The sequence below is a fragment of the Novosphingobium rhizovicinum genome (assembly GCF_040813635.1).
In the GTDB taxonomy this organism is placed as follows: Bacteria; Pseudomonadota; Alphaproteobacteria; order Sphingomonadales; family Sphingomonadaceae; genus Novosphingobium; species Novosphingobium rhizovicinum.
In genome coordinates this window covers 39,745-64,121 of the sequence record NZ_JBFNXR010000031.1, presented here as the reverse complement: position 1 = coordinate 64,121, position 24,377 = coordinate 39,745, and the positions used below count along the sequence as shown (strand labels likewise).

Annotated in this window: 22 protein-coding genes; 16 read left to right on the top strand and 6 right to left on the bottom strand. The window is 65.0% G+C overall.

Annotation, left to right across the window (positions count from 1 at the left end; all coding sequences use genetic code 11):
- The gene (locus ABUH87_RS09055) at nucleotides 1-1,512 is read right to left on the bottom strand and encodes an NAD-dependent succinate-semialdehyde dehydrogenase (RefSeq protein WP_367772698.1); all 1,512 of its coding nucleotides are present in this window, start codon (nucleotides 1,510-1,512) and stop codon (nucleotides 1-3) included.
- 225 nt (nucleotides 1,513-1,737) lie between these two features.
- Here ABUH87_RS09055 and ABUH87_RS09050 point away from each other — a divergent pair, with 225 nt between their 5' ends.
- The 5 genes from ABUH87_RS09050 to ABUH87_RS09030 are packed head-to-tail and all read left to right on the top strand — an operon-like array spanning nucleotide 1,738 to nucleotide 7,422.
- Nucleotides 1,738-3,162 (top strand): aldehyde dehydrogenase family protein, encoded by a 1,425-nt coding sequence (locus ABUH87_RS09050; protein ID WP_367772696.1) that lies wholly within the window; start codon nucleotides 1,738-1,740, stop codon nucleotides 3,160-3,162.
- Between the two features lie 25 nt (nucleotides 3,163-3,187).
- The gene (locus ABUH87_RS09045; RefSeq protein ID WP_367772694.1) at nucleotides 3,188-4,000 is read left to right on the top strand and encodes an SDR family NAD(P)-dependent oxidoreductase; all 813 of its coding nucleotides are present in this window, start codon (nucleotides 3,188-3,190) and stop codon (nucleotides 3,998-4,000) included.
- Between the two features lie 4 nt (nucleotides 4,001-4,004).
- Complete coding sequence (locus ABUH87_RS09040) at nucleotides 4,005-5,330, top strand: cytochrome P450 (RefSeq protein ID WP_367772692.1); 1,326 nt, start codon at nucleotides 4,005-4,007, stop codon at nucleotides 5,328-5,330.
- An 8-nt stretch (nucleotides 5,331-5,338) separates the two neighbouring features.
- On the top strand, nucleotides 5,339-6,364 hold the full coding sequence (locus ABUH87_RS09035) for an NADP-dependent oxidoreductase (RefSeq protein WP_367772690.1): 1,026 nt from the start codon (nucleotides 5,339-5,341) through the stop codon (nucleotides 6,362-6,364).
- Between the two features lie 32 nt (nucleotides 6,365-6,396).
- Complete coding sequence (locus ABUH87_RS09030) at nucleotides 6,397-7,422, top strand: DUF2889 domain-containing protein (RefSeq protein ID WP_367772688.1); 1,026 nt, start codon at nucleotides 6,397-6,399, stop codon at nucleotides 7,420-7,422.
- Nucleotides 7,423-7,834: 412 nt separating this feature from the next.
- Here ABUH87_RS09030 and ABUH87_RS09025 read toward each other — a convergent pair whose 3' ends face one another.
- Both ABUH87_RS09025 and ABUH87_RS09020 read right to left on the bottom strand, forming a co-directional pair.
- Entirely contained in the window at nucleotides 7,835-8,596 is a 762-nt protein-coding gene (locus ABUH87_RS09025) for an enoyl-CoA hydratase/isomerase family protein (RefSeq protein ID WP_367772686.1), read from the bottom strand.
- Between the two features lie 144 nt (nucleotides 8,597-8,740).
- Nucleotides 8,741-9,217 carry a GbsR/MarR family transcriptional regulator gene (locus ABUH87_RS09020; protein WP_367772684.1) on the bottom strand — a complete coding sequence of 159 codons (477 nt, stop codon included), beginning with the start codon at nucleotides 9,215-9,217 and terminating at the stop codon, nucleotides 8,741-8,743.
- Nucleotides 9,218-9,301: 84 nt separating this feature from the next.
- Here ABUH87_RS09020 and ABUH87_RS09015 point away from each other — a divergent pair, with 84 nt between their 5' ends.
- From ABUH87_RS09015 to ABUH87_RS09000, 4 genes are read left to right on the top strand one after another with little or no spacing between them, the layout of a single operon-like run.
- Nucleotides 9,302-10,114 carry an SDR family NAD(P)-dependent oxidoreductase gene (locus tag ABUH87_RS09015; RefSeq protein ID WP_367772682.1) on the top strand — a complete coding sequence of 271 codons (813 nt, stop codon included), beginning with the start codon at nucleotides 9,302-9,304 and terminating at the stop codon, nucleotides 10,112-10,114.
- A 4-nt stretch (nucleotides 10,115-10,118) separates the two neighbouring features.
- Nucleotides 10,119-10,619 carry a nuclear transport factor 2 family protein gene (locus ABUH87_RS09010; protein ID WP_367772680.1) on the top strand — a complete coding sequence of 167 codons (501 nt, stop codon included), beginning with the start codon at nucleotides 10,119-10,121 and terminating at the stop codon, nucleotides 10,617-10,619.
- Nucleotides 10,616-11,641 carry an LLM class flavin-dependent oxidoreductase gene (locus ABUH87_RS09005; RefSeq protein WP_367772678.1) on the top strand — a complete coding sequence of 342 codons (1,026 nt, stop codon included), beginning with the start codon at nucleotides 10,616-10,618 and terminating at the stop codon, nucleotides 11,639-11,641. The genes ABUH87_RS09010 and ABUH87_RS09005 overlap by 4 nt, the downstream gene beginning before the upstream one ends.
- Nucleotides 11,638-12,672: a zinc-binding dehydrogenase gene (locus ABUH87_RS09000; RefSeq protein ID WP_367772676.1), complete on the top strand. Its 1,035-nt coding sequence runs from the start codon at nucleotides 11,638-11,640 to the stop codon at nucleotides 12,670-12,672. The genes ABUH87_RS09005 and ABUH87_RS09000 overlap by 4 nt, the downstream gene beginning before the upstream one ends.
- A 22-nt stretch (nucleotides 12,673-12,694) precedes the next feature.
- Here ABUH87_RS09000 and ABUH87_RS08995 read toward each other — a convergent pair whose 3' ends face one another.
- Nucleotides 12,695-13,453 (bottom strand): SDR family NAD(P)-dependent oxidoreductase, encoded by a 759-nt coding sequence (locus ABUH87_RS08995; protein ID WP_367772674.1) that lies wholly within the window; start codon nucleotides 13,451-13,453, stop codon nucleotides 12,695-12,697.
- A 29-nt stretch (nucleotides 13,454-13,482) separates the two neighbouring features.
- Nucleotides 13,483-14,358 (bottom strand): LysR family transcriptional regulator, encoded by an 876-nt coding sequence (locus ABUH87_RS08990; RefSeq protein ID WP_367772672.1) that lies wholly within the window; start codon nucleotides 14,356-14,358, stop codon nucleotides 13,483-13,485.
- Nucleotides 14,359-14,451: 93 nt separating this feature from the next.
- Here ABUH87_RS08990 and ABUH87_RS08985 point away from each other — a divergent pair, with 93 nt between their 5' ends.
- The 3 genes from ABUH87_RS08985 to ABUH87_RS08975 are packed head-to-tail and all read left to right on the top strand — an operon-like array spanning nucleotide 14,452 to nucleotide 18,366.
- Nucleotides 14,452-16,053, top strand: a complete 1,602-nt coding sequence (locus tag ABUH87_RS08985) for a carboxyl transferase domain-containing protein (RefSeq protein WP_367772956.1) — start codon at nucleotides 14,452-14,454, stop codon at nucleotides 16,051-16,053.
- Nucleotides 16,054-16,070: 17 nt separating this feature from the next.
- Nucleotides 16,071-17,909 (top strand): acetyl/propionyl/methylcrotonyl-CoA carboxylase subunit alpha, encoded by a 1,839-nt coding sequence (locus ABUH87_RS08980; RefSeq protein WP_367772670.1) that lies wholly within the window; start codon nucleotides 16,071-16,073, stop codon nucleotides 17,907-17,909.
- A 4-nt stretch (nucleotides 17,910-17,913) separates the two neighbouring features.
- A complete protein-coding gene (locus ABUH87_RS08975; RefSeq protein WP_353984592.1) occupies nucleotides 17,914-18,366 on the top strand; it encodes a MaoC family dehydratase in 453 nt (150 codons plus the stop codon).
- A gap of 7 nt (nucleotides 18,367-18,373) precedes the next feature.
- Here the strand turns inward: ABUH87_RS08975 and ABUH87_RS08970 are convergent, their stop codons facing one another.
- Nucleotides 18,374-19,174 carry an IclR family transcriptional regulator gene (locus tag ABUH87_RS08970; RefSeq protein WP_367772667.1) on the bottom strand — a complete coding sequence of 267 codons (801 nt, stop codon included), beginning with the start codon at nucleotides 19,172-19,174 and terminating at the stop codon, nucleotides 18,374-18,376.
- Between the two features lie 111 nt (nucleotides 19,175-19,285).
- Here ABUH87_RS08970 and ABUH87_RS08965 point away from each other — a divergent pair, with 111 nt between their 5' ends.
- From ABUH87_RS08965 to ABUH87_RS08950, 4 genes are all read left to right on the top strand, one after another.
- Complete coding sequence (locus ABUH87_RS08965) at nucleotides 19,286-20,863, top strand: acetate--CoA ligase (RefSeq protein ID WP_367772665.1); 1,578 nt, start codon at nucleotides 19,286-19,288, stop codon at nucleotides 20,861-20,863.
- Between the two features lie 43 nt (nucleotides 20,864-20,906).
- Nucleotides 20,907-22,049, top strand: a complete 1,143-nt coding sequence (locus tag ABUH87_RS08960) for an FAS1-like dehydratase domain-containing protein (protein ID WP_367772663.1) — start codon at nucleotides 20,907-20,909, stop codon at nucleotides 22,047-22,049.
- A 130-nt stretch (nucleotides 22,050-22,179) separates the two neighbouring features.
- Nucleotides 22,180-23,394, top strand: a complete 1,215-nt coding sequence (locus ABUH87_RS08955; RefSeq protein WP_367772661.1) for a CaiB/BaiF CoA transferase family protein — start codon at nucleotides 22,180-22,182, stop codon at nucleotides 23,392-23,394.
- A 52-nt stretch (nucleotides 23,395-23,446) separates the two neighbouring features.
- Nucleotides 23,447-24,364: an SDR family NAD(P)-dependent oxidoreductase gene (locus ABUH87_RS08950; RefSeq protein WP_367772659.1), complete on the top strand. Its 918-nt coding sequence runs from the start codon at nucleotides 23,447-23,449 to the stop codon at nucleotides 24,362-24,364.
- Nucleotides 24,365-24,377 lie beyond the last annotated feature (13 nt).

Genomic DNA, 24,377 nt, shown 5'->3' with positions numbered 1-24,377 from the left:
CTACTCGCCGCCAGCGTCGGGCGAACCCGGCTGCGGCTGGCCCACCTTCTTGGCTGCAGGCGCAGTCGTCTCGATGCCCATGCACAAGTACTTCAGCTCCATGAAGTCATCGAGACCGTACTTGGAGCCTTCGCGGCCGAGGCCGGACTGCTTGACTCCGCCGAACGGCGCCACTTCGGTGGAGATCAGACCGGTGTTGATGCCCACCATGCCCGCTTCGAGCGCCTCGGCCACGCGCCAGACGCGGCTGATGTCGCGCGCGTAGAAGTAGCTGGCGAGGCCGAACTCGGTGTCGTTCGCCATGCGGATCGCGTCGGCCTCGTCGGTGAAGCGAATGACGCCGGCGAGGGGCCCGAAGGTCTCTTCCTTGGCCAGTTTCATGTCGGCCTTCACGCCTGCAATGACGGTTGGCTCGAAATAGCTGTGGCCCAGAGGGCTGCGCTTGCCGCCTGCGAGCACCGTGGCGCCGCCGTCCAGAGCGTCCTTGAGATGCTCCTCCACCTTCTCGACCGCCTTTTCGTCGATCAGCGGGCCGACTTGCGTGCCCTCGTCCATGGCATAGCCGATCTTCATCGCCTTCACGCGATCCGCCAGCTTGCTGACGAACTCGTCGTAAACGCCGTCCTGCACGTAGAAGCGGTTGGTGCACACGCAGGTCTGGCCACCGTTGCGGAACTTGGAGATCATCGCGCCTTCGATGGCGGCATCGACGTCGGCATCGTCGAACACCAGGAACGGTGCGTTGCCGCCCAGTTCCATCGAGCACTTCTTGATCGTGTCGGCCGATTCCTTGAGCAGCTCGCGGCCGATCTCGGTGGAGCCGGTGAAGGTGATCTTGGCGACCTTGGGATTGCGTGTCAGCTCAGAGCCGATCTGGCCCGCGCTGCCGGTGACGACGTTGACGACGCCCTTGGGGATGCCGGCCATTTCGCACAGGCGAGCGATCGCCAGCGCCGAATAGGGGGTAGCCGAGGCGGGCTTGATGACCATGGTGCAGCCAGCCGCGAGTGCAGGGCCGAGCTTGCGGGTGATCATCGCATTGGGGAAGTTCCACGGCGTAATCGCGGCAACGACGCCGATGCCCTGCTTGATGACGACAAGGCGGCGGTCAGCGGCATGGCCGGGGATGACATCGCCATAGGCGCGCTTGCCCTCTTCGGCGAACCACTCGATGAAGCCGGCACCATAGGCGATCTCGCCCTTGCCCTCGGCGAAAGGCTTGCCCTGCTCGCGGCTGAGCAGTTCGCCCAGGTCATCCTGATGCTCCATCATCAGGTCATAGAGCTTGCGCATCAGCTTGGCGCGCTCGCCCGCGGTTTTCGCGCGCCAGCCGGGAAGCGCGGCCTCGGCAGCATCGATCGCGCGGGCGGTTTCGGCGGCACCCATCTTCGGCGCGGTGCCCAGAACCTTGCCGGAGCCGGGGTCTGTCACATCGAAGGTCGCGCCCGAATCGGCGTCGCACCACTCGCCGTCGATATAGCACTGCTGCTTGAGGAAGTCGGTGTAGGCCATCGCGGGCATCCTTCGCATCATATGTCAGGGCAAGGCGGATCGCGGCACGCGCCGGACCGCCAGGCAGGCGGAGGGAGGCATAAGCATGGCTCCGGCACGATGCAACGGGGCAGACAGATTGACGCATCTATGCGGCTGAGCTAGTCTCATGTCCGAACAATAATTCGATATAACGAATAGTGGAGAGGCGCTCTGGATTACGCTGGCTACATCGATGGCGCGTTCGTGAAAGGTGAGGGAGCGAGCTTCGAGGTTGAGAACCCCTCTGACGAGAGCGTGGTGGATACCGTTACCGGCGCATCAGAGGCGCAGGCGCTCGCGGCGATTGCGGCCGCGCGCCGCGCCTTCGACGATGGCGGCTGGTCTGGCCTGTCCATGAAGGCTCGTGCCGCATACATGACGCGCTACGCCGAGGCACTCCGCAAGCGCGCAGACCGGCTGAAGGAGTGCGCGATCCTGGAGGCGGGCTGTCCGGTCTCCTCCAATGTCATGGGCGCACAAGTCCACGCGCCGCTTCGGATGACGGACGAGATCATCGAGCTGTTCCTGCGCTTGCCCGAGCATGAGGAGAATCCGCTTCCCCTTCACGAGCGCGTGAACCCGTACTTCGTGGTGCAGAGCCTCAAGCGCTGGACGCCATTGGGCGTGGTCTCGGCGATTTCGGCCTACAACGTGCCGTTCTACACCGCGTTCTGGAAAGTCGTGCCGGCCTTGATGGCAGGCGATACGGTGATCCTACGACCCAATCCGCTGACGCCGCTGTCCGCGATGGTGTTCGCCGAGGCGGCGGACGAGGCAGGCCTGCCCAGGGGCGTGATGAACGTCATCACGGAGCAGGGTCTGGAAGGCGGATACGCCATGACCACGCACCCCGACGTCGACATGGTCTCGTTCACCGGATCGTGCACGGTCGGCGCCAAGGTCGCCGAACAAGCCGCGCCCACGCTCAAGCGGCTGGTGCTGGAGCTTGGCGGCAAGTCAGCGCAGATCTACTTGCCGGACGCGGTGGGCCGGGCAGCTTCGGCGGCGTCGAGCGTGTGCCTCTCGCACGCCGGGCAAGGTTGCGTGCTGGGCACCCGCGTCTTCGTGCCGCAGGAGAGCAAGGATCAGGTGCTTGAAGGCATGGCCAAGGCGCTCGAGAACGTGAAGATCGGTTCGGCCAGCGATCCCGAGACCACGCTCGGCCCCGTCATCAGCGCTGGCCAGCGCGCCCGGTGCGAGCACTTTGTAGAGGCCGCCATTGCTGAGGGCGGCAGGGTCGTCACTGGCGGCAAGCGGCCCGAGGGGCTCGACAAGGGCTTCTATTTCGAGCCGACCGTGCTCGACTTGCCCGACAACAAGAACCCCGCTGCGCAGGATGAGATCTTCGGCCCGGTGATCGGCGTGATCGGATATCGCGACCTCGACCATGCCGTCGAGATGGCCAACGATTCCAAGTTCGGCCTGTCCGGCTGGGTGCACGGTGTCGACAAGGTTAAGGCACTGGAAGTCGGCCTGAAGATCCGCAGCGGCGCAGTGAATATCAACGGCGCCGTCATGTCGAGCTACGCCAGCGGCGGCGGCATCAAGATGAGTGGCCAGGGCCGTGAGCGCGGCATCGAAGGCCTGCGCGAATTCCAGATGATGACGACCCTCAACATCGGGGGCTGAACAAAAAGAATACGGGAGAGGACAGATGGACGGACTGGTACAAGGAAAGGTGGCGTTGATCACCGGCGCCGGCTCGGGTGTGGGGCGTGCTGCGGTACTGCTCTTCGTCGAGCACGGGGCCAAGGTGGTCGCAGCGGACATCAACGCCGCCAACGCGCAAGAGACAGTTCGCCTGGTCAAGGAAGCGGGCGGCGAGGCTGTGGCGGTCGGCTGCGACGTTTCGGACCCCGCTTCCGTCGATGCGGCCGTTGCCAAGGCAGTCGAGGCGTTCGGGCGGCTCGATATCATCTACAACAACGCGGGCATCACCGTGAACCCGGTTCCGGGCAAGGGCCTCAAGAGCCTGATCGATTGCGAGCCGGAAGAGATGAAGCGCGTCGAGGACGTCAACATCAACGGCGTCATCTATGGCTCGCAAGCCGCGATCCGGCAGTTCGAGAAACAGGGTGCGAACGGTCAAGGCGGTGGCTGCATTGTCTCCACCGCATCGGTTGCGGGGCTGATGGGCTACGGCGGCGTGCTCTATGGCACCACCAAGGGCGCTGTCGTCCAGTTCACCCGCGCGCTGGCGATCGAAGTGGCGGACAAGGGCATCCGCGTGAACGCCGTCTGCCCTGCGGGCATGCTGACAAACTACGCCGGCATGAACCCCGACAGCGAGCACAAGGACCGCATCCTCGACAGCATGGGCAAGGCACATCCGCTCGGGCGGGCCATCGACCCGCGCGACACCGCCTCGGCGGCGCTGTTCCTCTGCTCGGACCTCGCATCGAACATTACCGGCGTGAACTTGCCGGTCGACGGCGGGCTTTATGCCGGCCGCAAGACAGGAGCCTGATGCCATGGCGACGTGCCCCATGACAGGAGGGGGCGGCAATTCCGCCGCTCTCGCCTCGCTGATGTCGGACAATCCGCGCTACGCCGAGATGTTCGACGTGAACAAGGAAAGCGCGAACGCCGGCGTCGACAACAACCGCGACTACACCGACGACATGAACGCCTTGCGCGAAAAGGCCCCGGTGCATCAGGGCTCGCTGCGGGGACTGCTCGGGGTGCCCGAGATGTCGCACATGATGGGTCCGCCCCGCAACGAGATGACGTTCTTCTCATACCGCGCTTGCGAGATCGGCTTTCGCGAAAACCTGCTGTTCTCGTCCGAGGGCTATAACGAAAGCGCGGGCGTGCGCACGATTGGCACCACGATCCTCTCGATGGTGGGCAAGCCGCACAAGCGCCTACGCTCCGCCGCGCAGCCGCTGTTCAAGCGGCCCAAGGTCATCGACTGGTGGAACAAGCGCTGGATCGAGGAGACGGTGGACGCCCTGCTCGACCGCCTGCTCGACGAGGAGGCGACCGACCTCAACTCCCAGCTTTGCGCGCGCCTGCCGATGGCGACGGTCACTCGCGCGATCGGGCTGGAGGGTGAGGACGTGATCGAGTTCCGCTATCAGCTCAATCGCGCCACGTTCGGCGCCGCCAGCCTGCCGCCCGAGGAGTCCGCCGCTTCGCGCGCCTGGATCGACACGACGCTGCGCCAGCTGATCGCCGATAACACGCGCGATCCTGGCGACAACCTCATTACCGGGCTGCTCAACGCCGAGATCGTCGACGAGGAGGACGGCATCAAGCGCAAGCTGACCGAGGACGAGATCTTCGGCTACTGCAAGCTCGCGATCTTCGCGGGTGGCGGCACCACCTGGCGGCAGCTGGGCATCACCATCGACGCGCTGATGAACCACTACCACTTCTGGGAAGCCTGCCGCGACGACCGTTCGCTGATCGAACTGGCAGTGGAGGAATCCCTCCGCTGGCGCTGTACGGACCCGATGATGCCGCGGCTCAGCACGGCCGATGCCGAAGTCGAAGGGGTACACGTGCCGGAAGGCACCCGCGTTTACCTCTGTTTCGGTGCGGCCAATCATGATCCTGCGGTGTTCGAACGTCCGCTGGAATACGACATCTTCCGCAAGAAGCAGGCGAACATGGGCTTCGGCTTCGGCCCGCATCGGTGCCTCGGCATCGAAGTGGCGCGCCAGGAGATGATCGTGGCCATCAACGGCCTGCTCGATCGCTTCCCGAAGATGACGCTCGATCCATCCAAGCCCAAGCCCGAGTACCGGGGCCTCGAGCATCGCGGCATGACGGCGGTGACGGTCAAGCTGAAATGAGTGGAACGATGAAGCAGGTTGTCCTTGCCAGCTATGCCAAGGGCAACCCGAAAGCCTCCGACTTCCGCGTGGAGGACGTGGGCGTACCGGTAGCGGGCGAGGGCGAGCTTCTGCTCAAGACGCTTTACATCGCCGTCGATCCGCTGATCCGCTTTTCGCTCGACGAGACGGTGCTTTCCGGCACCGCGCGGATGGAGCTGGGCGCGCCGGTAATCGGCCCGACGGTGTCGCAGGTCGTCGCTTCCAACCACGCCGACTACGAGGTGGGAGACTTCGTCGAGGGGCGCACCGGCTGGGCCGAGTACACCCTCGTCGCGCCCGACAAGAGCGACTATCGCGGCCCGCCGCGCAAGCTCGATCCCGCGCTGGCGCCGGTCTCGACGGCACTGGGCGCGCTCGGCGGTCCCGGCCAGACAGCCTACGAAGGCGTGGTCAACGTCGGGCGGCTCAATGCGGGCGAGACCATCGTGATCTCCGCCGCTGCCGGAGCGGTTGGCTCGATGGCGGGGCAGATTGCCAAGGCGCTTGGCGGTCGTGCGGTCGGCATCGCGGGAGGCGCGGCAAAGTGCCAGGGCCTGCTCGACCTCGGCTTCGATGCGGTGGCCGATTACAAGGCGCCCGATTTCGCCGACCAGCTCAAGGCGGCCCTGCCGGAAGGCGCGGACGTCTACTTCGAGAACGTCGGCGGTGAGGTCACGCTGCAAGTCCTGCCGCTGCTGAAGCGTGGCGCCCGCATGCCGATGTGCGGCTTCATCGCGTACTACGGCGTCGGCATGGAAGGGCCGGGCCCTGACCATCTGCCCGGCTTCTACCGACAGATCATGGCCAAGGGGCTGGAGATCAAAGGCTTTGCCGGCATCTTCGCAGGGCAGAAGGGCCTCGATGACATCGCCGGGTGGATGAAAGAAGGCAAGATCACCTTCGCGGAATCGTTTGTCGATGGCATCGAAGCCGCGCCGGAGGCCTTCGCCAGCGTGTTTTCCGGGCACAGCCACCTCGGCAAGCTGCTGGTCCGCGTCGCAGCTGAGGGTTGATCGGGAGGGGCGGGCGATACACTGTGGATCGCATGGCAACCCAGACGCTTCCTCCGCCTCCGCGCAGCACTGCCAATCCGGCACCGCCGCGCCCATCGAACTCGGTCCGGCGCACGTCCAGCATCGACGTCGCGTGGCCCGATGGGCCGGAAGCGCCAAGGCTCATGGTCGGTCGCGCCCGCGACATGCTCACGCCCGCTGGCGGTGGCGAGGGGCAGGTGCTGGCCGAGGGCGGTTTCCGCCTCCGGATGGCAGAGGACAAGACGATCACCGCGATCAGCGCTGAGCCGCCGCACCCCGGCGTCGATGCGCTGGTGGGCGAACGCGGCGGCAATCACTTGCGCATGGCCTTGCGCGAACGCCTGCCCAAACTGATCGCGCAAGGCGATCCGCTTTACCTTGTCCTTGATGACATCTCGGGCACGGCGCTGGTCTCGGCTTTCGCGTGGTCGCAGTGGTATCCCGATTGGGCCGAAAAGCTGCGCGAGCGAATGGGCGAGGAGCAGATGGCCGGCATGATGCAGCAGCGCACGAACGTGTGCTGGGGCCTGAAGGAGGGCAACAGCGGCCTGCGCCCTGAAGGCCCCCCGCATAATGTGGCGGACGCCGATGCGGGCGATCTGGTGAATCCGTCCGACCCGCGAGGCTGGCACGCGCTCTATGAGCAGGACGGCCCCGGCTTTCGCCGCGCGCGCCGGATCGACGTGGTGCGTGATCCGATCGCCGGTACCTTGCGGATTGATTCGGCGTTTCAGGACAGTGCCAAGCAAAGGGAAGGCGGGCGCGTGGCGGTCCACGAATACGCCTTGCGCGCAACATGCGATGCCGGAACACTGGAGATTCTCACCTTGGAAGCGGAGCCGCTGATCCTGCCGTTCTCCGAATGCCCCGGCGCCATCGGCACGGCCCAGCGCCTTGTCGGCAAGCGGCTGGACGCCATTCGCGACGAAGTGCTGGCGCTTTTGCGCGGCCCCGAAGGATGCACCCACCTCAACGACGCGCTGCGTGCGCTGGCGGATGTGCCCAAGCTGGCGGAGAGCCTGAAGGTGCCGGCTTGAGCCGGGATATCGCGCAAACTTGACAAATAGAACCAAATAGGTTATATGCCGCAGCCGCCGGAGGGAACTCCGGCACACGGCGGGTGCGGGTGAGCGAAGGCCTCGTTCAACGATCCCGTACCATGCGGCCGGCGCTCCAGACGGGCGCCTGCACCCGATGCGAAGCCATTCTTGTCCTACCGGCACTCTCCTTGGCTTGCCGGATCGGGCCGGCGCCAATTGCGAGCCTCTCCCGCCGGCGCTTCGCACAATAGAGGTCGAGTTGGCGGTCCGCTTTCGCGCTTCCCCCGTCAGCCGTTCGCACAATGGAACGCGAGCCAAGCCTGTCGCGCCAGGCCGCGCCGGCCGCACGTCCGCCGTCGTTCTCTCCCCCCGGCGTTATCCCGCACTCGCCCGCGGACGAGGACGCGTGTCAGCGTGAGAGCAGGATGGCCAGTCCCTCGTGCGCCAGTCCGCTGCCAAGCTCGTCGAACATGCGCCGCCGCAGTTCGCGCACCAGCAGGCTGCGGGTGTGGCGCAACATCGGCGCGGAAAGGGCGGCAAGACGCCGCGCATGTTCTCGCGCACGATCCAGCAGCACATCGGGCGCCAGCACCTCTCCCACAATCCCCAACCGCAGCGCTTCGTGCGCGCCGATCCGCTCGCCGGTGAGCAGGAAATAGCGCCCGCGATTGGGGCCAAGCAGCGTCGGCCAGACTACATGCACGCCGTCGCCCGGCACCGCGCCTTGCGGCACGTGGGCGAGATCGGCGAACTCCGCGTGATCGGCGGCGAGCACGATGTCGGCCAGCACTGCCAGTTCGGCATGGATCATCGCCGGACCGTTCACCGCGGCGATCATCGGCACCGGCACGGCGAGCAAGTTGTGCAGGAGCGCCAGCCCCTCCTCATGGATTCGCGCCCACATGCCAGCCATGTCGGGCTCGTCGAAGCGCTCCTGCGGATCGGCCCCGGCCAGGAAACTGTCACCCGTGCCGGTCAGGATCACCACCTTGTTTTCAGGATCGCGCGAAAGATCGGCAAAGGCCTCTCCCAGTTCCGCATGCAGGCTGGTGCGCGAGGTGCCCCACAGCGCCGGTCCGCCCCGCGTGTGCAGCGTCATCTCCAACACTCCGTCGGCGCGGGCGAAGCGGATGCAGCTGTACTTCTCGGCGTAGTCGGCCAGTTCCATCATTGCTTCTCCCGTTGGCTTGTCGTTGTTGCTGCGCTTTGTGCGTCTCAACAAATGTGCCGTTCCCCCGACCTCTCGGACAACCGCATTGCGTTCGCTACTCCTCGCCAGGGGCCATTCGTTCGCCCGGGAATGTGTCTGGGCGATCTAGGCTGAGCCGGGTGCCCGGCGCAGCGGGGCGGCCTCTGCCTGCTCGCCGTCGATCACCTCTTCCATCGCGTTGCGCATGCGGGCGTAGAACGTCGCCAGCGTGTCGAACCTGCCGGTGACGTCCTCGGAAAGTGCACGGGCGGATTGGCGGTCGAAAAGCCGCTCCAGCCTTCCGAGCAGTTCGGCCTTGGCCGCGAAAGGGCCGCCGTGGTTTTCCGGCACGGCGTAGTAGATGCGTTTGCTGCCCGGTTCGCTGTGCCGCCTGGCGTTGCCACAATGCTCCAGCGTGCGTGCCGCGACGCTGGCGTTGCTCTTGCTCATACCCAGATCCGCCGCGATTTCATCGAGAGTTGCGGGCGCAGCGCGAAGCAGCAGGTAGGCGTAGATCCGCCCCACGGGGCGCGGCCATCCCCAGGGTGTCATCAGCCCAGCGATGTCTTCGAGAAAGCGCTCGTCCTCGGCGGACAACTTCATGTTTGACATATTCTGGATTTAGTGAATTTTACCGGCGCCGGCCAGCGCTAAAGGGTGCGGCCTGTCAGGGGGGAGAGAGCATCAATGGATTCGGCGCAGTTCGCAAGCCGGTATGGACCTTGGGCCCTGATTGCGGGAGCTTCGGAGGGGACCGGAGCGTCCTTTGCGCGCCAGCTGGCCGGGAAGGGCTTGAACCTGATCCTTGTTGCGCGTCGCGAAGGTCCGCTGGAACAGCTGGCCGAGGAGCTGCGCGCCGACCACGGCGTGGAGTGCATCACCGCCTCGATCGATCTGGCGCGGGAGGATGCGGTGGCGCAGCTTCTGGCAACGGCCGGCCCTCGCGAAGTCGGTCTGCTGATCCTGAACGCGGGTGCCGATCCCAATGGATCCATGTTCCTCGACAACGACATCGCCAATTGGGATGCCCTCGCGACCCGAAATGTGATGACCACCATGCGCGCCCTCCACGTTTTCGGCGCCGCCATGCGTGCCCGCAAGCGCGGCGGGATCATCGTTGTGGGCTCTGGCGCTTGTTACGCGGGGCTGCCCGGCATCGGCGTTTATGCCGCCAGCAAGGCCTTCGATCTTGTGCTGTGCGAGGCGCTCTGGGCCGAACTGGAGCCGCATGGCGTGGATGTGCTGAGCTATGTCATCGGCCGCACCGATACGCCTGCCCATCGCGAGCTGATGGAGGCGCGCGGCGTGGCCATTCCTGACAACCTGGCACACCCGGACGATGTGGCTCGCCTGGGCTTGGAGCGCCTGCCGCATGGACCCGTCTGCAACTGGGGTGAGGCGGACGACGAGGCGATCATGTCCGCCACCTCGGCTGCCGACCGGCGCGAGCGGATCCGCCGCTTCTCGGCCATGGCCGCTTCCTACGCTGCGAAGGGGTGACCCGATGATCAACACCATGCAAGCCGTTGCCGACAAGCAGGCGATCACCGGGCAGCTCTATCGCTATTGCCGTTCGGTGGACCGGCTCGACGTTCCGCTGGGCCACTCGGTGTTCCACGAGGATGCCACTGCGGACTACGGCCCGACCAGCTACAAGGGTTCGGGGCGGGGCGCGATCGACTACATTTGCAAGGCGCACCTGAACCTGAAGGCGCACTCGCATCAGGTCACGAACGTCCTGATCGAACTCGACGGGGACAGTGCCGCGAGCGAGGCTTACGTCATGGCCGCGCTGCGGGGCGAGCGTGAGGGCAAGCCGTTCCAGTTGCAAGTCTGGGCCCGCTATTGCGACACTTGGTCGCGCCGGGACGGCAACTGGGCCATCGACCACCGGAACACCGTCATCGATTTTGACACCATGAGCGAGGTCACGCCCGTCCACGAACATGACTGGACGCGGCGCGACCGCGAAGATCCCTCCTATGCCATTCTGAAAGGCCTATGATGATTGACCCCCAAAAACGCCGCATTGCCGTTTCGTTTGATATGCGCTCGCCTGAGTGGGCCGCGCCCACGCCGGAACTCTATCGCGCTGCGATCGAGATGGCCGCGTTCGTGGACAAGATGGGCGTGGACCAGATCGGCCTGATGCAGCACCACGGTTCGGAGGACGGCTATCTCCCCCAGCCTTTCGTGCTCGCTGGCGGCATGGCGGCCGTAACCGAGCGCGTGCGCTTCGTGCTGGGTGCGGTGATCCTGCCGCTGCACGATCCGGTCGAACTGGCGGAGCAGATCGCGATCGTCGACAACATGTCAAACGGCCGCCTGAACGTGATCCTGGCGGCAGGTTACGTCCCGCAGGAGTTCGCGATGTTCAAGAAGTCCCTGAAGGACCGCGCCAAGCTGATGGACCAGGGGCTGGAGATCATCGTGCGCGCCCTGCAGGGTGAACGCTTCGAGATGGACGACCGGCCGATCTTCGTGCGTCCGCTGGCCGTGCAGGATCCCAAGGACATCGTGATGGTCGGCGGCGGCGTTCCCGCTACAGCCAAGCGGGCTGCTCGCTTCGGCGTGGGCCTTGGCCCGATGAAGCCGGAGTTGGTCGACATCTACCTTGAGGAGTGCGAGCGCCTGGGCAACCCGCCGCGCACCTACTTTCGCCCGGTTCCGGGAATGCCGCTCGCCGTGCATTTGTGCGAGGACCGGGACGCCGGTTGGGAAGCCATCGCGCCTCATGCGGTCCACGTCATTACCGAATACGCCAAGTGGGCGGCGGCAGAGGGCGACGCTTCGAACTCGCCGTTCAAGGGTCTGGACGATCCGGCAGTCCTGCGCCACGCTGGCCTCTTCGCCGCATGGACGCCGGAGCAGCTGCTGGAGAAGGCCGCCACGATTCCCGAGGGTGGTGTGCTGGGCTTCCAGCCGCTGCTCGGCGGACTGGCGCCGGAAGAGGGCTGGAAATCGCTGCGCCTGCTCGAAAAGACGATGCCGAAGCTGCGCGAAGTTCTGGCCAGCAAGGGCGAATGAAGGCTGCCTTCATCGCGAACGGGCAAGTAGGGGTCGGCGATGTCGCCGATCCCGTCCCCGGCAAGGGGCAGGCGCTCGTGCGTACGCATGTTTGCGGGCTATGCGCCTCGGACCAGCACTTCCTCACCGGCGGACGCAACATCATCGACCTGTCGCGCAAGATGGGCGGTCCGTACGCGGCGCTCGATTTTGAGCAGCCGTTCGTACCGGGCCATGAGTATGTTGGCGAAGTGCTCGACTATGGTCCGGGCAGCCGTCGCAGTGTCCAGCCGGGACGCCGCGTGGTGTCGGTGCCGATCATGCGGCAAGGCGGCAGCCATGCAGTGGTTGGCTACAGTCACCAGTGCCCGGGCGGCTTTGGTGAGCTGATGCTGCTGGACGAGGACTTCCTGATCGAAGTGCCCGACGCGCTGCCCGATGACTACGCCGCCTGCGTGGAGCCGCTGGCGGTGGGGCTGGAACATGCCCGGCGGGGACGCCCGGACAAAGGCGATGCTGTACTGGTGCTGGGCTGTGGCGCCATCGGACTAGGTGTGATTGCGGGCCTCAAGCTGATGGGTGTCGGCCCGATTGTCGCGGCAGACTTCCACCAGAGCCGCCGCGATCTCGCGCTGGCGATGGGCGCGCACATCGCGCTCGACCCGCGTGAGAGCGATCCTTACGCGCCGCTGCCTGCGTTCGACGGGCGGCGCGTAAACTTGATTTACGAATGTGTCGGACAGCCCGGCATGCTCCAGCGGATCGTCGAGGCGGCTCCGTTCGACGGGCGGATCGTGATGGGCGGATACTGCATGGAAGCGGAAAGCCTGTTTGTCTTCGCCGCGCAGAACAAGCGCCTGAACATCCAGTTCGCCGGAGGTGAGGAGCCGCAGGACATGGACCTTGCAGTCCGCGCCATCGCCGATGGCCGGATTGACGTCACGCCATGGCTCGGCGGCCGGATCGGGCTCAGCGGCGTGGCCGAAGCGGTGGCGAACCTCTCGGGGCCGACAGCGCCGGTGCGGACGCTGGTCGACCCTCGGGTGCTCTGACGGGGTTGTGCGGGGCAGGCGATCAGTCCGCCGTGATTCCCGCATCCACGTTGATGCAGGCGCCGTGATACGACTTGGCCGCCGGGCTGGCGAGGAAGGCGACGCAATCCGCTACTTCATCCACTTCGCACATCCCCCGCAGTGAGCCCATCCGGCCGATCAGCTCCCGGTCGCAGCCCGCAAGCGCCGCCATGCCATGGACGAGGCCGGTCATCATTCCGCCCGGCGCCACCGCGTTGATGCGGATTGGCTCCTTGATGTACTCCATCGCCAGCGCCTTGGTCATGTGGGTGAGGCCGGCCTTGGTGGCGCAGTAGGCCGCGAAGTAGGCCTGTCCCTGGAATGCCGCGCACGACGTCACGTTCACGATCGCGCCGTGCGCCTCCAGCAAGTGCGGCAGCGCAGCGCGGATCAGGAAGAACGGTGCTTCCAGATTGACCTTCATGGTCAGATCCCAGGCCTCGTCGGGGAACGCGGTTGTGGGCCCAGGCTTCATCACGCCTGCCACGTTGCACAAGGCGTCGAGTCTTCCGAAAGTGCCGAGCGTCTGCTGGACCGCCGTGGCGCAGTTCGCGCGCTCCGAAAGATCCAGCGACAAGACCAGCGCCTTGCGTCCGGCGGCCTCGACGTCGCTCGCGGTCTCGCGCAGCCCGTCCTCGGCGATATCGACAATCGCGACATCCGCGCCAGCTTGCGCCAGCTTCAGCGCAGTGGAGCGGCCCAGCCCTGCTGCGGCGCCGGTTACCAGCGCGACCTTTCCTTCCATCGACGAAGCCTGCATCCCATCTCTCCCTGTTTATCTCAGTGGTTTTATGCCCTGCCGTACTGCTCTCGGACAAGCGCGATGAAGGGACTGTCTTGGCCGATCTCGCGCTGCATCGCTCCGGCGTAGACGAACCCCACCTCGCGCATCAGCTCGAAATCGCGCACCGGCACGAAGCGCACGGTATCATCGGCAAACCCCTCGGGCATCATGCCGATTCCTGCGCCCGCTCGTACGACCGAGAGGACCCGAGCGTCGCTTGTGGTCTTGAGCACGAAGCGCGGCCGCACGCCGCGCTGGGTGAAGAAGCGGTTGATGTCGGGCAGGGCCTCGCAGTGCCGCCGCAGCGCCATCCGGTCGCGCGCGAGCTGTTCGGCTTGCACCTCCTGCTCGTGGGCGAGGGGATGATCGGGAGGCAGCACCATCATATACCGCTCGCGGGAGAGGACCTCGGTCGGGAAGCGGGCATGGTGCGGGCGAACGACGGTAAGCGCCACATCGATCCGGCCGCGGTCGAGCCGCTCGGCCAGCTCGCGCTCCGAGCCATCGAGCAGTTCCAGCACTTCCTCACCCCGGCTTGCGGCCGCGTGGCGTTCGAGCACGCCCTCCACCAGCGTCGTGGGGATCGTGCCGAGCACGCCGACGCGCAGCACACGCGGCTCCGGCTCCGCCTGAACTTCCAGGAGGGCCTGCTCGTACTCCGATGCGATCCGCCGCGCTCTTGCCAGGAAGCGGCTGCCCGCAGGCGTGAGCGAGACGCCCTTCCTCTCGCGTTCGAACAGGCGCGCGCCCAGTTCCCGCTCCAGCTTGGCGATCCCGGCCGAAAGCGTGGGCTGCGTCACGCTGACGCTACGCGCGGCGCGGCTGAAGCTGCCGAGCTCGGCCACGGCCAGGAAGTAGCGCAGCATGTATTGGTCGATCATAGAAGTTGTCTATGGCGAACCCTTGCAACTTTCAATTTCCGTCACTCGGGCGCTCTCGCTAGATAGACGCCACAAACCGCCAGGAGAGAGATGATGAGCGCCCCGGTGCTCCAGAGCAAACTCGACCTCGCCAGCCCCGAGGCGCAGGCCCGCGCCGCGCACAACCGCGGGCTGGCCCAGGAACTTCGTGACAAAGTCGCCAAGGCCGCACTCGGCGGCGATGAACGCTCGCGCCAGCGACATCTTAGCCGCGGCAAGCTGCTGCCACGCGATCGCGTCGAGCGGCTGCTCGATCCCGGCTCGCCGTTTCTGGAGATCGGGCAACTCGCCGCGAACGGTCTCTACAACGACGAAGTGCCGGGCGCTGGCATCATCGCCGGGATCGGCCGCGTCTCGGGCCGGCAGTGCATGGTCTTCGCCAACGACGCGACGGTAAAGGGCGGCACTTACTTCCCGCTGACGGTGAAGAAGCACATTCGCGCTCAAGAGATCGCCGATGCCAATCGCCTGCCATGTGTCTACCTGGTCGACAGCGGCGGCGCGAACCTGCCCAACCAGGCGGAAGTCTTCCCCGACCGCGACCACTTCGGCCGGTTCTTCTTCAACCAGGCGAACATGAGCGCCAAGGGCATCCCCCAGATCGCCAGCGTGATGGGTTCGTGCACCGCAGGCGGCGCCTACGTGCCGGCGATGAGCGACGAGAGCGTTATCGTGAAGGAGCAGGGCACGATTTTCCTCGCCGGCCCGCCGTTGGTGCAGGCCGCGACGGGTGAAGTCATCTCGGCCGAAGACCTTGGCGGTGGAGACCTCCACAGCCGCAAATCCGGCGTCACCGACCATCTCGCCGACAGCGACGAGCATGCGCTGACCATCGTGCGCGATATCGTCAGCCACCTTGGCCCGGCGCATCAGCACAACCTGCCGCTGCAGGAGCCGCGCCCGCCCCGTTTCGATCCGGAGGAACTCTACTCGATCATCCCCGAGGACGTGCGCGCGCCCTATGACGTGCACGAGGTGATCGCCCGCATCGTCGACGGCAGCGAGTTCCACGAGTTCAAGGCGCTCTACGGCACCACGCTGGTCTGCGGCTTCGCGCATATCTGGGGCATGCCGGTGGCGATCCTCGCCAACAACGGCGTGCTGTTTTCTGAGTCTGCCCAGAAGGGCGCGCACTTCATCGAACTGGCCTGTCAGCGCGGCATCCCGCTGCTGTTCCTCCAGAACATCTCGGGCTTCATGGTCGGCGGCAAGTACGAGGCAGAAGGGATCGCCAAGCACGGTGCCAAGCTCGTCACCGCGGTGGCGACGGCGCAAGTGCCCAAGCTGACGGTGCTGATCGGCGGCAGCTTCGGCGCCGGCAACTACGGCATGTGCGGCCGCGCTTACGACCCGCGCTTTCTCTTCACCTGGCCCAACGCCCGCATTTCGGTGATGGGCGGTGAGCAGGCGGCATCGGTGCTGGCGACGGTCCACCGCGACGCCGCCAAGTGGACGCCGGAGGAAGCGGAAGCTTTCAAGGCCCCGATCCGCCAGATGTACGAGGACGAAGGCAACCCCTACTACGCCACCGCCCGCCTGTGGGACGACGGCGTGATCGATCCCGTGCAGACGCGTGACGTGCTGGCGATGGCCTTGTCGGCCTGCCTCGAAGCCCCGATACCGGAGGCACCCCGCTTCGGGGTGTTCCGGATGTGATGACTGGAGGAAGCACCATGATCAAATCCCTCCTCATCGCCAACCGTGGCGAAATCGCCTGCCGGATCATCCGCACTGCGCGGCAGCTCGGCATCCGCACTGTGGCCGTCTACTCGGACGCAGACGCGCAAGCCTTGCATGTGCGCGAAGCTGACGAGGCCGTGCACATCGGCCCTTCGCCAGCGCGTGAGTCGTACTTGATCGGCGAGCGCATCATCGCCGCCGCCAAGCAGACCGGCGCCGAAGCCATTCACCCGGGCTACGGCTTCCTCTCGGAAAACTCCGAGTTCGCGCAAGCGGTCAAGGACGCAGGCCTCGTCTGGGTCGGCCCCAACCCCTCGTCCATCGACGCGATGGGCCTTAAGGACGCGGCCAAGAAGCTGATGGCCGAAGCGGGCGTGCCCGTGACGCCGGGCTACATGGGCGAGAATCAGGACCCTGCGTTCCTCGCTGAGGAAGCCGCGAAGATCGGCTATCCCGTGCTGATCAAGGCCGTCGCCGGTGGTGGCGGCAAAGGCATGCGTCTGGTCGAGAGCCCCGACGCCTTCATCGACGCGCTCGCCTCGTGCCAGCGCGAAGCGGCGTCCTCGTTCGGCAACGACCACGTGCTGATCGAGAAGTACATCCTCTCGCCGCGCCACATTGAAGTGCAGGTGTTCGGCGACACCCACGGCAACGTCGTCCACTTGTTCGAGCGCGATTGCTCGCTCCAGCGCCGGCACCAGAAGGTGATCGAGGAAGCGCCCGCGCCCGGCATGGACGCGGCCACCCGCGCCGAGCTTTGCGCCTCGGCGGTTCGCGCTGCCAAGGCCGTCGACTATGTCGGTGCCGGCACGATCGAGTTCATCGCCGACGGATCGGAAGGCCTGCGCGCCGACCGCATCTGGTTCATGGAGATGAACACTCGCCTGCAGGTCGAGCATCCCGTCACCGAAGAGATCACCGGTGTCGATCTTGTCGAGTGGCAACTGCGCGTCGCCAGCGGCGAGCCGATCCCGGTCGCGCAGGACGAGCTCGGCATCGACGGCTGGGCGATGGAAGCGCGCCTTTATGCGGAGGACCCTGCCAAGGGCTTCCTGCCCTCGATCGGCAAGCTGGAATTGCTGCAATTCGGCGATGCTGAAGGTGGCCGCATCGATACCGGGGTCTACGAGGGCGCCGAAGTCTCGCCGTTCTACGACCCCATGATCGCCAAGGTCATCGCCTGGGGCGAGGACCGCGACGAAGCGCGCGAGCGGCTCTCGGAAATGCTCTCGGACAGCGCCGTCTGGCCCGTGAAAACGAACGCTTCGTTCCTGGTGAAAGCTCTGGAGCATCCGGACTTCGTAGCCGGAACTGTCGACACCGGGCTGATCGGCCGCGATGGCGAGGCTATGGCACAAGTGCCCGAACCTTCGCCGCAAGTCCTGCAGGCGGCGGCGGACTCGCTGGTGGCGGCTTACGCGATGCCCGGCTTGCGTCTGAACGCGGCACCGGTGCGCAAGGCATGGTTCCTGCTCGACGGGCAGGACGTGGAGATCGCCATCGGGAATGGCAGTGACGATCCTGCGGAATCCGTTTTGGTGACCGAGCAGGGCCAGGCATGGCAGCTTTCGCCCTGGCGGCGCGAGGGCGTGCACGGCGCCGCAGCCGGATCCGGAGCGATCCTGGCGCCGATGCCAGGCAAGGTGATCTCGGTGGATGTCGAAGCAGGCCAGACCGTCACCGCGGGGCAGAAGCTGCTCACGCTGGAGGCGATGAAGATGGAGCATACGCTGACCGCGCCATTCGATGGCGTGGTGGCCGAATTGAGCGCATCAGCCGGCCAGCAGGTGCAGGTTGAGGCGTTGCTCGCCCGGATCGAGGAACAGGAATAAGACTATGCCCGGCAAGTTTTTCGATGAGTGGCAGGTGGGTGAGACAATCACCCATCAGCCGAGCCGCACCGTCACCGAAACCGACAACCTGCTGTTCTCGGCGATGACCCACAACATGCAGCCGCTGCACCTCGATGCGGAAGCTGCGAAGGCGAGCGAGTTCGGGCAAATCCTGGTGAACTCCACGTTCACCTTCAGCCTCGCTGTCGGCCTCTCGATTGCCGACACGACGGTCGGGACGCTGGTCGCCAACCTCGGCTTCGACAAAGTGGTCACGCCCAAGCCGACCTTTATCGGCGATACGCTCACCTGCACCAGTGAAGTGGTCGAGATGCGCGAGAGCAAGTCGCGGCCGACCCAGGGCATCGTGGTGTTCAAGCACGAGCTCACCAATCAGCGTGGTGAAACCGCGCTCTCGATGCTTCGCACTGTTCTGCTGAAGAAGCGGGACGCCTGAAGACGCTTCAGCCCGAAAGCTGATCGCTCAAACTGCGCGAGGCGCCCAGCAGGGTCTCCTTCAGGCGAGGGAGACCCTCACCGCGCATGGCGCTGCCGATGCCGATGGCGACGAGGGCATGGCTCGGCCGCCCCTCCGTCTTCCAGACGGGCGCAGCGACCACCGTAACGCCGGAGATGTAGTGCCCCGCGTCCACCGCAATCCCCGTCTCCCGAGCTTCCGTGACTTGCGCCTTCCACTCCTCCCACGAGGGTGCCTCATCCCAGCGCAGCTTTTCAAAGCGCGGCTTGAGCTGCGCGTCCGACCAGCCGCCGAACGCCGCAATGCAGCGGCCAGTCGCGGAGACCAGCGCCGGAAAGCGGCTGCCGACTTGCGTCGAGAGCTGAAAGGCCTCGCCCGATTGCGACATGGCCGTCACGATGATGTGATCGAGGCCGAAGAGCTGCGCGCCCAGCGTCGTTAGCCCGAACTCCCGCGCCAGCCTGTCCAGAAGCGGTTGTGCCAGTTCATGGAACTGGTCGTGCCGGAGCCACTGCCGCGCCAGCGTCAGTACCCCGGCATCCAAAGCATAGCGCTTTGTGTCGGGATCAAAGGCGACAAGTTCCTCTTCAGCGAGCGCGCGCAGGACATAGAGACATGTGCTCGGCACCAGCCCGAGTTCGCGCGCGATCGCCTGCACGCCCATTGGCTGACTGCGCTTGCCCAAGAGGCGCAAGATCGCCGCAGCCCGGGAAATTGCAGGGGCCTTGCTCGCCTTCAGACTGGTGGCGAGCTGCGAGTCTATCACCGGATGTTGATCGCTGCTCATTCAATATGTTGAATAACGTTCAATATTTGCAATGACAAGGTGAATGTGCCATCAGCGCTCAACGCAAGAAAAATGACTGGCGCGACTCAGCGCAGCATGTGGGATTGATTGATGACCAGGCTCACCGACTACACCAGCTATGCCGATGCTCAGGCGCACGCCAATTCGGCAGCGCTTTGGGAACTGTTCGATGGTGATCGCGAGCACCTGAACATCGCGCATGAGTGCATCACCCGTCATGCCGATGGTTCCGGCCGCCCGGCCGTGCGGATTGCCCATGCCGATGGGTCGGACGAGATCCTGAGCTTCGATACGATCTCTGCAGGCGCCGCGCAGTTTGCGCACTGGCTTGACGCCGAGGGTGTGCAGCCGGGGGAGCGCATCGCCTTCATGCTCGAGCCTTCGCTGCCCTTCTATGTTTGCCTGTTCGGCGCGATGCAGACAGGTGCGATTTCAGTACCTCTGTTCACGCTGTTCGGTCCGGACGCGCTGCGTTTGCGCGTCGGCGACTGCAATCCCTCGATCCTGATCACCAACGTCGAGAAAGCTGAGCTTGCTCGCTCCGTGGCGGTCGATGGCAAGCCGCGCGTCGTCGTAGCGGATGACGGCCTGCTGGATGTGATCGCGAAGTACCCCACCACCTACACGCCGAAGACGAAGGCCAATGACATGGCCGTCTTCCAGTACACCAGCGGTACCACGCGCGAGCTGCCGGAGGCGGTCAAGCACTCGCACCGCACTCTGGTGACGCTGATGTTTGCGGCGCTTTACGGCACCGGCATTCGTCCGGGTGATGAATTCTTCTGCCCGTCCTCGCCCGCTTGGGGTCACGGTCTGTGGCACGGCACGCTGGCGCCGCTCGCAATGGGCGTGACCACGGGCACGTTCGCCGGGCGTTTCGATCCGGTGCGTCTGATGAAGGCGCTGGACGACTTCAAGATTACCAACATGTCCGCGGCGGCGACCCACTACCGAATGATGAAGAACAGCGGGAAGGGGGGCGATTTCAGCTTCCACTTCAAGAAGCTGTCCTACACCGGTGAGCCGATCGACCCGGCGACGCTGGAGTGGATCGACGAGTACTTCAAGGTACCCGCCTGCTCCATGTACGGTACGACCGAGATCGGCGTGGTTCTGGTGAACTATCCAGGCGCCCAGGACTTCGTCGTGAAGCCCGGCTCGCTCGGGAAGCCGGTTCCGGGCCAGAAGCTGGAAGTCCATCGGACTGATGGCACGGTCACCGATCCAGGCGAGATCGGGGAGCTCATGCTGTGGCGTGGTGGCGGTTGGATGACCACCAAGGACCGCGCCAAGACGGATGAGGACGGCTACTTCTATCACTGCGGCCGTGCCGACGACGTGATTATCTCGGCCGGGTGGACGATGTCCGCCGTCGAAATCGAGAACACCATGCTGCGCCACGACAATGTGCTGGAGTGCGGCGTTATCGGCGTACCCGACGAGAAGCGCGGCCAAGTCGTAAAGGCTTTCGTTGTCGCCAACCGCGAGGGCAGTGACGAGTTCATTCGCGAACTGCAGGACTTCACCCGTGAGCGCCTTGCGCAGCATGAATTCCCGCGCATCGTCGAGTTCGTCGACGAACTCCCCAAGAACCCCGCCGGTAAGGTCCACCGCAAGATGCTGCGGGACCGCGAGGCAGCGAAGGCTGCCGAAGCAGCAGCCGCTTAATCCAATCCCACGAACCAAACGAATTCTAGTCAGGAAGAGTTAGATGGCAGAAGCAGACGCTCCCAAGAACAAGTTCCCCAAGATCACCGAGGAAGGCCTTAACGATCTGCGCGCCCGCATCGGCGTGAAGATCGAAAACACGGTCGAGCCCTGGAACTACGAAGCCAGCCGTGACGCGATCCGTCACTACGCGCATGGCATCGGCGACGATAACCCACTGTGGTGCGACCCCGAGTACGCCAAGAACACCAAGTACGGCACGCTCGTGGCGCTCCCTTCGTTCCTGTTCACCACCAGCCGTATCGTATCCGGCTACTGCGGCGGCCTCTCGGGCGTGCACGCCATGTGGGCGGGCGCAGACTGGACCTGGGAAAAGCCGGTTCTGCGCAACGACACGATCCACACCGAGGCGTACCTCAAGGATCTCGTCGAGCACCAGACCAAGTTCGCCGGCCGCTCGTTCCAGCAGATCTACCACGTCGACTTCTTCAACCAGCACGGTGACAAGGTCGCGGGTGCGGACTCCTGGGTGTTCCGTACCGATCGTGACGAGGCGCGTGAGCGTGGTACGAAGTACACCGAAGCGCGTGGTCGCGTTGAGCCCTTCACGCAGGAGCAGCTCGACGAGTTCTACGACATCTACGACCGTGAAGAGATCCGTGGCGCCACGCCGCGCTACTTCGAGGACGTGAATGTTGGCGACAAGCTGCCGCCGATGATGAAGGGCCCGATGACCGTCACCGGCTTCATCGCTTACGCACAGGGCTGGGGCGGCCTCTACATCCGCGCCAACCGTCTGGCGTACAAGATGCAGAAGGCGCACCCGGGCCTGGGCATCCGCAACCGCTTCAACGTGCCGGACTGCCCGGAGCGCGTGCACTGGGACGAGGCGTTCGCTCTCGAGGTCGGCGCGCCCGGTGCTTACGACTACGGTCCAGAGCGTACCTCGTGGCTGACGCACCACATCACCGACTGGATCGGCGATGACGGCTTCCTCCACAAGTCGAGCTGCCAGATCCGCCGTCACAATCCCGATGGCGATGCGATCATCATCACCGGTGAAGTGAAGCGCAAGTTCGAAGAGAACGGCAAGAAGTACGTCGAGATCGAGCAGAAGGCGACCACCCATCGCGGTGAGCTCTCTGCGTTCGGTACCGCCGTCGCGGAACTGCCGAGCAAGGGCTGATCCCCTGAGCATGCCTGCTCGTAAACCGGCATGACGATGTGGGCCCGAACCTTTCGCGAGGTTCGGGCCTTGTCGTAAACAGACCGGAAGCGGCGGGGTTTGAGAGAGGCAGATAACCTGAAATGAGCCGATGACCGGAAGCGAACTATCCGAGTGGAAAGGCCCCTTGGCCGGCGTGCGCGTGATCGATTTCACGCGCGTGCTGGCTGGACCCGCGGCGAGTCTTGCGCTGGCTGACCTGGGCGCTGAAGTGTTCAAGATCGAGCCGCCGGGCACCGGCGACGAAACTCGCACGTTTCCGCCGATCCGCGATGGCGAGAGCCACTATTATCTCGCCGTGAACCGCGGGAAGAAGTCGATCGTGGTCGACCTCAAGAGCCCCGAGGGTCTGGCGCTGGTGAAGGACCTTGCTGCCAAGTGCGATGTTCTTGTCGAGAACTATCGGCCTGGCGTGATGGAGCGGCTCGGCCTGGGATATGAGGCGCTCAAGGCGATCAACCCGCGCCTGATCTACTGCTCGATCTCTGGCTATGGCCAGACGGGGCCGCTGAAGGACCGGCCAAGCTTCGACATCGTTCTTCAGGCGATGTCCGGCACGCTGTCCATGAACGGCGAGCGCGACGGACTGCCCACCAAGTTGGGCATCCCGCTCGGTGACCTCGTGGGCGGTATCAACGGACCGATCGGCATCCTTTCAGCTCTGTACGAGCGCGAGCGCACCGGCGTCGGGCGTCACATCGATGTGAGCTTGATGGACGGTCTCATGGGCATGCTCGGCTACATCGCGCAACTTGCCTTCTTCACGGGACAGGACCCACAGCGGGTGGGCTCGCAGCATCCCAACCTCGTTCCCTATGGCATCTTCCCGGCCGCAGACGGCTCGATCGTCGTCGCCTGCCTCACGCCCGGCTTCTGGGGGCGCATCTGCCGCTCGATAGAGCAACCGGAATTGTCCGACGATGCGCGCTACGATACGCTGGAGAAGCGACGCGATGCGCGCGAGGAGGTGAATGCGATTGTCTCTGCCTTCACGGAAAGGCACACCGTCGATGAGCTGGTTGAGATCTTTACCCGATACGAGGTGCCGCACGCGCCGATCCTGGGAGTGACGGAAGCCCTTTCCCAGCCTCAGGCAGTTGCCCGGCAGATGGTTGTCGAGGCGCAGCACGCGACACTTGGTCCTATCCCGATCGTCAACCGGTCGATCCGTTTTACCGATGCCGAGCAGCCACTGCCGGAGGCGCCCCCGGTGCTCGGGCAGCATACCGACACCATTCTATCGGACGTGCTGGACTTGTCGCCCGAGCGGATTGCCGCGCTGAAGGCCGCGGGAGTCGTTGCCTGACTCGCTCTCTTCGCTAAGAGAGCGCAGCAGACCGAGATGGAGAGGATGAGAGATGGCAGAACTGCGCTTCGATAACCGGGTTGCCGTTATCACGGGCGGAGGCCGGGGCTTGGGGCGCGCGCATGCCCTGCTGCTTGCAAGCAGAGGCTGCAAGATCGTCGTAAATGATCCGGGCGTTTCGATGGCCGGAGACGCGACGGAGGAGGGGCCTGCCGAAGTGCTCGCCGCGGAAATCCGCAGCATGGGCGGCGACGCAGTGGCCAACACCGATAGCGTCGCAACGCCGGAAGGTGGCAAGGCTATCATCCAGTCCGCGCTGGACAGCTTCGGACGCATTGACATCCTGATCCACTCAGCTGGAAATGTGCGGCGCGGCAGCTTGAGTGAACTGGCTTACGAGGACTTCCTCTCGGTTCTCGACGTGCACCTCAAGGGTGCCTATCACGTCGTTCGCGAAGCCTTCCCGCACATGATGGCCCAGCAGTACGGACGGATCGTGCTGACGAGCTCGATTAACGGCCTCTACGGCAAGTCGGATAACGTGACGTACTCGCTCTGCAAGGCGGGCTTCATGGGCTTGTCCAACACGGCGGCGATTGAGGGCCAGAACGCCAACGTGAAGTCTAACCTGATCGTGCCTGCCGCGGTCACCCGGATGTCCGAGGGCATCGACACCAGCAAGTTCCCGCCGATGGAGCCGGAACAGGTAGCGCCGATGGTCGGCTGGTTGTGCCACGAGGATTGCACCGCGAGCGGTGAGATGTACGTCGCGATGGGCGGCCGTGTTGCACGCGCCTGGGTCGCGGAGAATGCCGGGGTATTCGAGCCGCAGTGGACCTTGGAGGACGTGGCGGTGAAGATCGACGCTATCCGTACAGGCGGCGAACAGCTTGCTTTCCCTCCTGTGCCCGATGGGCAGCTTGAGCACTTGCTTTACGGTTTCAAGATGATCCGCGAGGCACAAGGCTGATCCGTTCTGCAGG

Excerpts from the sequence above, each read along its gene's own strand:
- ABUH87_RS09015 (WP_367772682.1), top strand. The coding sequence starts at position 9,302 with ATGGATTCGGCGCAGTTCGCAAGCCGGTATGGACCTTGGGCCCTGATT.
- ABUH87_RS09000 (WP_367772676.1), top strand. The coding sequence starts at position 11,638 with ATGAAGGCTGCCTTCATCGCGAACGGGCAAGTAGGGGTCGGCGATGTC.
- ABUH87_RS09005 (WP_367772678.1), top strand. The coding sequence starts at position 10,616 with ATGATGATTGACCCCCAAAAACGCCGCATTGCCGTTTCGTTTGATATG.
- ABUH87_RS09045 (WP_367772694.1), top strand. The coding sequence starts at position 3,188 with ATGGACGGACTGGTACAAGGAAAGGTGGCGTTGATCACCGGCGCCGGC.
- ABUH87_RS08990 (WP_367772672.1), bottom strand. The coding sequence starts at position 14,358 with ATGATCGACCAATACATGCTGCGCTACTTCCTGGCCGTGGCCGAGCTC.
- ABUH87_RS09055 (WP_367772698.1), bottom strand. The coding sequence starts at position 1,512 with ATGGCCTACACCGACTTCCTCAAGCAGCAGTGCTATATCGACGGCGAG.
- ABUH87_RS08970 (WP_367772667.1), bottom strand. The coding sequence starts at position 19,174 with ATGAGCAGCGATCAACATCCGGTGATAGACTCGCAGCTCGCCACCAGT.
- ABUH87_RS09040 (WP_367772692.1), top strand. The coding sequence starts at position 4,005 with ATGGCGACGTGCCCCATGACAGGAGGGGGCGGCAATTCCGCCGCTCTC.
- ABUH87_RS08980 (WP_367772670.1), top strand. The coding sequence starts at position 16,071 with ATGATCAAATCCCTCCTCATCGCCAACCGTGGCGAAATCGCCTGCCGG.
- ABUH87_RS09020 (WP_367772684.1), bottom strand. The coding sequence starts at position 9,217 with ATGAAGTTGTCCGCCGAGGACGAGCGCTTTCTCGAAGACATCGCTGGG.
- ABUH87_RS09025 (WP_367772686.1), bottom strand. The coding sequence starts at position 8,596 with ATGATGGAACTGGCCGACTACGCCGAGAAGTACAGCTGCATCCGCTTC.
- ABUH87_RS08985 (WP_367772956.1), top strand. The coding sequence starts at position 14,452 with ATGAGCGCCCCGGTGCTCCAGAGCAAACTCGACCTCGCCAGCCCCGAG.
- ABUH87_RS08975 (WP_353984592.1), top strand. The coding sequence starts at position 17,914 with ATGCCCGGCAAGTTTTTCGATGAGTGGCAGGTGGGTGAGACAATCACC.
- ABUH87_RS09035 (WP_367772690.1), top strand. The coding sequence starts at position 5,339 with ATGAAGCAGGTTGTCCTTGCCAGCTATGCCAAGGGCAACCCGAAAGCC.
- ABUH87_RS08965 (WP_367772665.1), top strand. The coding sequence starts at position 19,286 with ATGACCAGGCTCACCGACTACACCAGCTATGCCGATGCTCAGGCGCAC.
- ABUH87_RS08995 (WP_367772674.1), bottom strand. The coding sequence starts at position 13,453 with ATGCAGGCTTCGTCGATGGAAGGAAAGGTCGCGCTGGTAACCGGCGCC.
- ABUH87_RS09030 (WP_367772688.1), top strand. The coding sequence starts at position 6,397 with ATGGCAACCCAGACGCTTCCTCCGCCTCCGCGCAGCACTGCCAATCCG.
- ABUH87_RS09010 (WP_367772680.1), top strand. The coding sequence starts at position 10,119 with ATGATCAACACCATGCAAGCCGTTGCCGACAAGCAGGCGATCACCGGG.
- ABUH87_RS08960 (WP_367772663.1), top strand. The coding sequence starts at position 20,907 with ATGGCAGAAGCAGACGCTCCCAAGAACAAGTTCCCCAAGATCACCGAG.
- ABUH87_RS08950 (WP_367772659.1), top strand. The coding sequence starts at position 23,447 with ATGGCAGAACTGCGCTTCGATAACCGGGTTGCCGTTATCACGGGCGGA.
- ABUH87_RS08955 (WP_367772661.1), top strand. The coding sequence starts at position 22,180 with ATGACCGGAAGCGAACTATCCGAGTGGAAAGGCCCCTTGGCCGGCGTG.